Here is a 6717-nt window from a genome sequence, read left to right as displayed (position 1 = left end):
CACGGTTCGGTAAAGGTGGTTGCGGGGGTAGGATTTGAACCTACGACCTTCAGGTTATGAGCCGAAATCCCCGTGATTCCAATAACTTAGATAAACCAACGGCTTGCGCGACAAGCCTTTGATAAGCGCGATTTTTGCCCTTGCACAAGTCAACACTTGCAAGGATTGACCGGCAAAACCGGCGCGAAACACGCGGTCGCAGGTTGATGTGGCGTTGATGTAGCCGGGCGCGCGATTCGGTCTGATGATGATCGGGAAAGGGGGGCTCGGGGATCATTTCCGGTAGCCCTCAAGCCCGAGTTCGGCCCACATCCAGCCGAAGTCATATTCGGAAATAGCGGCGTCATCATGTTTGGCGCTTCGGTTCTCCAGCATCTTCAGCCAGTCGATGACCTTCCGACGCCCCGCTGCGCTGCGCACCGCTTGGCGCGGGGACATGCCTCCCAGGGCGAGGATCGGCGCGTCCAGCGTTTCGCGGTAGTGCTGATCCAGATGATCCTGCATGACCTTTCTGGCGATTTCAGGAGGGATTTCATTGGCCTCGCCGCGCGGCCCGTCGCGGCCCTTCTCGCCCCTCAACTGATCGATAGTCCGGATGGTGGTCAACGGGCGCTTCAGCAGATGCCCGGCGGCCTTGATGATCAACGATTCGACCCTCAAAGCGCGCTGGGCCGAATTCACCGTCGCCAGCAGGGCCTTGCCCTTCAGTTCCATCGAACCCAGCACCGTGGCCCTATCCATCTCCGTCTCCAGCATCATGCCGCCTGTTGCCTTGCCGTCCCGCGGCTTTCGCGCCGAGAGCCAGTTCCAGAATTTTGGGCCTTCGGGAATGAGGCCCTCCACCTTACCCAGCCGTGCCGCGACATTTCTCTGGGTCACGCCACTGTCCAAGGGAAAGCGCAGGTCGTGGAACATCACGTCGTCGCCATCCGAATTGGTGAACTGCGGCTGTGCCGGGGTCAGGGCGCTGGCGATCTCGATGAACAGCGAAGCGGAGGTGAAAATCGGCGCGCAGCCTTTCAGCTGCTCTGTGGTGAGACGCAGAGCGTCGCGCTTCTTCAGATTCAGCACTTACCGCAATCCTGCGAACAGGAAAGGGCCGCTGGATTGATCTCATGCCCGCGGCCTCGATCCTGCCGGTGAACAAGCGCCCGCGCCTTGCTATCCGCCTGCACAGCTCAAACTGAGGCCGGTCGGCATGACGGCCTATTGCCACAGCTCTGGATCTGCTCGTTGCAGATCCAAACCTCTCGACCCGGGCACTCTACGTCCCGCTGGGCGTCGGGCCCGGGGTAGAGATCCGCGTGATGCGGCGCAGCCCCGACCGCATGGTGGAATTTGGCACGGCGCGGCTGGTCAGCGACAGTGTGGTGCTGGATGTGCGCGTCAGCGACTGTCAGTAGCTGGTTGCGGGCGACCGCTTCGAGATCGCAGGCGAAATCTTCGTAGTCCAAGGCGCACCCAGGTTCGATGGCGAGCGGCTGGTCTGGACCGCAGAGCTGCTGCCTTGGTGGCCGGATCCGCATGCCGATATCACCGGGTAGTTTTGGGAGATGATCATGATCCGGATGGAGGTCGCCGGCAATCTCGCGGCCATGATGGCGGTCGAGATCAAGGCGGGCGAGCGCGCCGTCAGCAAGGCGGTGACCGAGTCCGGCACCGACCTCAAGACCGCCTGGCGTGCGCAGATCACCAGCGCAGGGCTGGGCCAGCGGCTTGCGCGCACCATCCGTTCGGCGCTGTTCCCAAAGGGCAAGCCCAGCCTCAGTGCAGCAGCGCTGGTCTGGTCAAAAGCCTCGGTGATTGTCAGCGCACATGTGCTGACACAGAATCTGTATCTGGCCACAGGGGCGCGGCGTCCGAATTTCGCCGCCGGCCCCGAAATGATCTCGTTAATCAAGGCAACTAGCGCCGAACTTGTCGCCAAGGAATACTGGTTGCCGGCGCGCACCTGACTGGAGATGGCGCTGACATCTTCGCCTGTCACCTATCAAGCGTGGGCGGCCATCCATTTTGCATGTTGCGCCAGTCGGTGATCGCGACCACCAAAACCGGCAAGCTGCAATCCGAATGGCATGCCTTCTACCGACATCAGCGGCAAGCTGAAGGCCGGAAATCCGATGAATGACCAGTAAAGAAGCAAGGTACGCGCTCCGGTATATTCGAAACCCTCTGGCGCAGGCCCCGATGCCGCAGGCAGCACCAGTCCATCATAGGTGCGGGAAAGCTCGTTTACGCGACGGCGCAGGTCTTCGCGCTCTGCCCGTATGAGCCGGTATTCATCCAGGGTGACTTCGTGCCCCAGTTTAACCAGTTCATGCAGCCGCGGCCCCATCTTTTCGGACGCAGCGTCGAGATAGCTGCGATAGGGCCAGCGCATGTCGAAGGCGACCATCCGGATGGAGACATTCACGACATGATCGAGGCGCCGCATTAGGTCGGCAAGATAGACGTCTTGATCAGGCTCCACGATGGTCACGCCAAGCGCACGAAGGTCGTCAAGTTTCTGCTCGAATGCGGTGAGACTTGCAGCATCCAGGTCTTCAAACCCTTGGGTGCGGGCAACCGCCAGGCGGACGGGCGCGGCAGCGCCAAGCGTGCCATCGGCATGGCCACCAAGGCCGTTGCTGTCTTGACCCGGAGCGATCTCTCCCACCCAGCGGGCCATCGCCCAGACAGTGTCGACGCTTTGCCCGAGGACACCAAGGTGATCATGCGTTCTCGAAAGTGGGTGAACCCCATCTGTTGACAGTGCGCCAAGTGTTGGCTTGAACCCGACCACCCCGTTGAACGAGGCCGGGCGCACGATCGATCCTTGGGTCTGGGTGCCGAAGCTGGCCGCAAACATGCCGCTGGCCGTGCCCGCCCCCGCCCCGGACGAAGAGCCGCCCGGCGTGTGTTTGGGGTTGTGCGGGTTCACTGTCGGCCCGGAACGGCCGATGGCAAACTCGGTCGTGACACTCTTGCCCAGGATCACGGCGCCGCCCTCACGTACCGCGCGCACGCAGGCCGCATCGCTGCGTGGCTGATGCCCCTCAAAATGAGGATTGTTCATTTGTGTCGGCATATCAATGGTATCTATGATATCCTTCACGGCAATCGGCATGCCGTCGATCGGCGAGAGTGGCTTGCCCTCACTATAGCGCCGAGCCGACGCTTCTGCCGCGCGACGCGCTCCCTCCAGATCGATATGGGCAAAAGCCTGAACTGTGGATTCGCTTGCCTCAATATTGCGAACACAATCATCCAGCAGGTCCATCGGTGATCGCGAGCCGGATAAGAAGGCTTCTCGCTCCGCCGTGAAATCGGGCAGGTTCGCACAAAATTTGGTACTCATCACGGTTTCTCCGGGCGTTGCGGGTGAGTTAACTTGTGACAATCGAGGGCCGGTGATACCTTCAAGTAGAAAATTGTCAACACTTGACAATGTTTCAAGACCTGAAACTATGCTCACCGCGCCAGTCCACGTTGCATATTGGAAATATGCTCAAGGAATGCGCAGGTGGGGATTGCGCCGGTGCCGTAACGGTCATCGTGCCGACCGATGAGAGAGTAATTCAACAAGGGAGTCGACCAATGATGAAATCCAATGTAACGCGCAGGAGCTTTCTGCAAAGATCCGCTGCCGGGGCAGCAGCGCTTCCACTCATGGGTCTCGGCGGCCAAGCCTTGGCGCAAGGATTTCCCAGCCGGCAGATGACGGCTATCATTCCCTTCTCGCCAGGCGGCGGAACAGATCGCTCGGTGCGGTTGGTAACGCCGACCTGGTCACGGCTTCTGGGAGCCGATGATTTCGCGCTCGATCACAGTCCCGGCGCAGGCAGCCTGATCGCCCAGAACCAGATGCGCAATGCGCCGCATGATGCGCACACTGTTTTGTTCACGCCGGCACCACACTCCGCTTGGCTGGCAGAACTGGAGGCGCAAAGCTTCCAGTTGGATCAAGTCGCTTGGATCGGGTCGTATTTCCAGGATCCCAACGTGCTGCTGGTGCCAAAGGATTCGCCCTACGACACGATCGAGCAATTCCTTGATGCCGCGGCCAGCGCCGATCAGCCCTTTACCGCATCGGTCTCCAGCGCTCTTTCTGCGGCACATGCCGCCACAGTGGCGCTGCGCGAACGCGCTGGCGTTCAGCTGCGGGTTATCCCCTTCGATGGCGGCGGGCCTGCGCGGAACGCGGTGGCAGGCGGGCACGTCGATTGTTGCATGGCACCTTACTGGTCCGCGACCAATGTGCTCGAGTTGACAAAGGCATTGGCGATTTTCTGGCCGCAAGATCCGACCGAGGGTCTGTGGGATGCACCGTCAGCTGATGATGTCTTGCCCTTCGAGATGCCCTATCTGTCGGAACCCTACTGCGCCCAGATCTCCAGTCAAAGCGCAGCCAACCATCCTGACCGTTATGCGCGTCTCGTCGAGACATTCGAGGAAAGCCTGCAGGACCCCGAGTTTCTCGCCGGGGCCGATGCGCAAGATCTCACGCCTTTCGTCAACTTCATGAGTCCTGACGAATGCAGCCAATGGGTCGAAGAATACGTCGCGCTTCTCGCTGAATTCCGTGACAGCATGGAAGCCGACCTCGAAGAAATGTGAGATAGCTCGCGGGCGGTCCAACGTGACCGCCCGCGCCGAAACTTTTCCCGTCTGAGGTGTTCAAGTGGCAGTACGACAGAAGCTCGGGGAACTGGTCGTCCCTGCGATCGTGTTGGTTGGATGTCTGCTTTACTGGTTGCATGTTCAGGATGCACGCGCCGTTGCCAGGCGGGTACCAAACGGCGTCATTCTGTTTACAGTCGCAATGACGATGCTTGCCCTCATGCGAGAATTCATTTGGCCGCCAGCAGGCGAACAGGACGCGGAATCCTCGCCCCCGGTGGAGCGAGACGTTCTTATAAAGCGGCTCTTGTTCGTGATGCTGTGCTTTGGCTATTTTCTCGCTTTTTCATGGCTTGGGTTCAATCTGGCCAACCTGACCTTTCTGGTCTTTGCCTACATACTTGCCGGGATGAAGTTTCTTGGCGCCGTCCCAGCGGCTATCTGCTCAAGCGTTGTTTTCCATTTCCTGGCCCGTGTGATGGATTTCAACGTGCCGACCGGTCCTTTAGGATTCTGAGACAACGTCGGGAGACTCAGCAATGTATGATACCGTGGCCATGCTCGAAGGCCTCAATGCCCTGTTTCAGACCCAAACTCTGCTTTTCATTTTTCTCGGGTTTGCCTTGGGTTTTGTCGTCGGGGCAATTCCTGGCTTCAATGATGCCAATGTCATGGCTATTCTGCTGCCCTTTACGCTGCTGCTGGAACCGACCGTCGCCATTGTCGCGATGGTTGGTGTTTACTGCGGCGCGCAGGCGGCGGGGTCGATCCCTGCGATCTTGATGAATATCCCCGGCACGCCCGGGAATGCGGCGTCAACGCTCGAAGGCTACCCCATGTCGCGCGCCGGGAGGTCGGGCTATGCGCTGGGGCTGTCTTTTGGAGCATCGTCCTTTGGCGCCTTTATCGGTGCTTTCCTCGCGCTCGTGCTGGCGCCAATCCTGGGTCTGTTTGCCCTGCGCTTCGGCCCGGCCGAGATGTTCATGGTTGCGGTGCTGGGACTTACCGTGGTCAGCACACTGTCTGCTGACAGCTTCGCCAAGGGGTTGATGATTGCAGGCTTCGGGATTCTTGTGTCGCTGATCGGCGCGGACTCGATGTCTGCTTTCCCGCGAGCCACTTATGGAGTGCCGGAACTTTATGATGGGATGCCGCTGATACCGGTTTTGCTGGGCCTGTTCGGTCTTTCAGAGCTCATACTTCTCCTCAGCCGCTGCACAATTGCCGAGAGGGGCTCAGGTCAATCTACGGGCTGGGCCGAGATTTTATCGGGTTTCAGGGACTCCGCTCGCCATAAGGTGAATCTACTGCGCTCCAGCATTCTGGGCTTTCTTGTCGGGATTGTCCCCGGCGCCGGTGCCACAATCGGCTCATTTCTGGCCTACGGGCAGGCCAAGCAATGGTCCCGCAACCGCAGCGCGTTCGGCAAAGGGAATCCGGAGGGTCTGGTCGCGACCGATTCAGCAAACAATGCCACTGCGACCGGCGCTGTCGTGCCGATGCTGACGCTTGGCTTGCCGGGCAGCGCCTCGACGCTGGTGATGCTGGCGGCGCTCGTGCTGCATGGCGTTCGCCCCGGTCCGGAGTTCTTTCGCAATTTCCAGGTGGATGCCTACACCATCCTGTTCTCGATGTTCGCTGCCGCGATACTTATCGCCACCCTTGGAATCCTGCTGGCGCGAGTAGCACAGCGGATCGTCTTCATCCCCAATGCGATCTTGGTGCCGACGGTCGCTGTGCTGGTCTTCATCGGGGCCTACGCCTGGCGTTTCATGGCATTCGATATTCTCCTGATGGTCGTGTTCGGAGTGTTCGGCGTAATCCTCAAAACCTACCGCTACCCGGTACCGGCATTCATGCTCGCGATAATTCTGGGGCCGCTTCTGGAAAGCAATTTTCTGCGCGCGACAAGGATTGGTGGTATTGAATCGCTGCTGGCCAGCCCGATCAGCAAGGCTGTTGCAGTTGTGATCGTACTTTCCCTGCTGGCACCTCTTTTTCAGACGCTGTTTCAAAAGGGACGGTCGCAGAAATAACTAAGGTGTTCAGTCCCGTTGACCTGCCACGGGATTTTTCCTCCGTCTGCGATTAGAGTCCGACCCAAGGAAGGGACGGACA

The 6717-nt window shown here is 59.6% G+C and carries 6 protein-coding genes and 1 pseudogene; 5 read left to right on the top strand and 2 right to left on the bottom strand.

The window, feature by feature from the left end; all coding sequences use genetic code 11:
* Positions 1–273: 273 nt before the first annotated feature.
* Complete coding sequence (locus DQ229_RS03535; protein ID WP_114964902.1) at positions 274–1071, bottom strand: hypothetical protein; 798 nt, start codon at positions 1069–1071, stop codon at positions 274–276.
* A 137-nt stretch (positions 1072–1208) separates the two neighbouring features.
* Between DQ229_RS03535 and DQ229_RS16985 the strand changes: the two are divergent.
* Together DQ229_RS16985 and DQ229_RS03530 are read left to right on the top strand one after the other, a co-directional pair.
* Positions 1209–1544: pseudogene (locus tag DQ229_RS16985) on the top strand (head-tail joining protein).
* Between the two features lie 15 nt (positions 1545–1559).
* Positions 1560–1955: a DUF6441 family protein gene (locus DQ229_RS03530; protein ID WP_155326432.1), complete on the top strand. Its 396-nt coding sequence runs from the start codon at positions 1560–1562 to the stop codon at positions 1953–1955.
* 35 nt (positions 1956–1990) lie between these two features.
* On the opposite strand, the gene DQ229_RS03525 is transcribed toward DQ229_RS03530, so the two are convergent.
* On the bottom strand, positions 1991–3337 hold the full coding sequence (locus DQ229_RS03525; RefSeq protein WP_114964900.1) for an amidase: 1347 nt from the start codon (positions 3335–3337) through the stop codon (positions 1991–1993).
* Between the two features lie 239 nt (positions 3338–3576).
* On the opposite strand from DQ229_RS03525, the gene DQ229_RS03520 reads away from it, so the two are divergent.
* From DQ229_RS03520 to DQ229_RS03510, 3 genes are all read left to right on the top strand, one after another.
* Positions 3577–4596 (top strand): Bug family tripartite tricarboxylate transporter substrate binding protein, encoded by a 1020-nt coding sequence (locus DQ229_RS03520; RefSeq protein ID WP_162300733.1) that lies wholly within the window; start codon positions 3577–3579, stop codon positions 4594–4596.
* A 64-nt stretch (positions 4597–4660) separates the two neighbouring features.
* Positions 4661–5116: a tripartite tricarboxylate transporter TctB family protein gene (locus DQ229_RS03515; protein ID WP_155326430.1), complete on the top strand. Its 456-nt coding sequence runs from the start codon at positions 4661–4663 to the stop codon at positions 5114–5116.
* A 22-nt stretch (positions 5117–5138) separates the two neighbouring features.
* On the top strand, positions 5139–6635 hold the full coding sequence (locus tag DQ229_RS03510) for a tripartite tricarboxylate transporter permease (RefSeq protein ID WP_114964897.1): 1497 nt from the start codon (positions 5139–5141) through the stop codon (positions 6633–6635).
* The last annotated feature ends 82 nt before the right edge of the window (positions 6636–6717 follow it).

Source organism: Alkalilacustris brevis, assembly GCF_003350345.1.
GTDB classification, from domain to species: Bacteria; Pseudomonadota; Alphaproteobacteria; order Rhodobacterales; family Rhodobacteraceae; genus Alkalilacustris; species Alkalilacustris brevis.
Note: the sequence above shows the minus strand (reverse complement) of the source record. Positions and strands in the feature narration are given on the sequence as shown.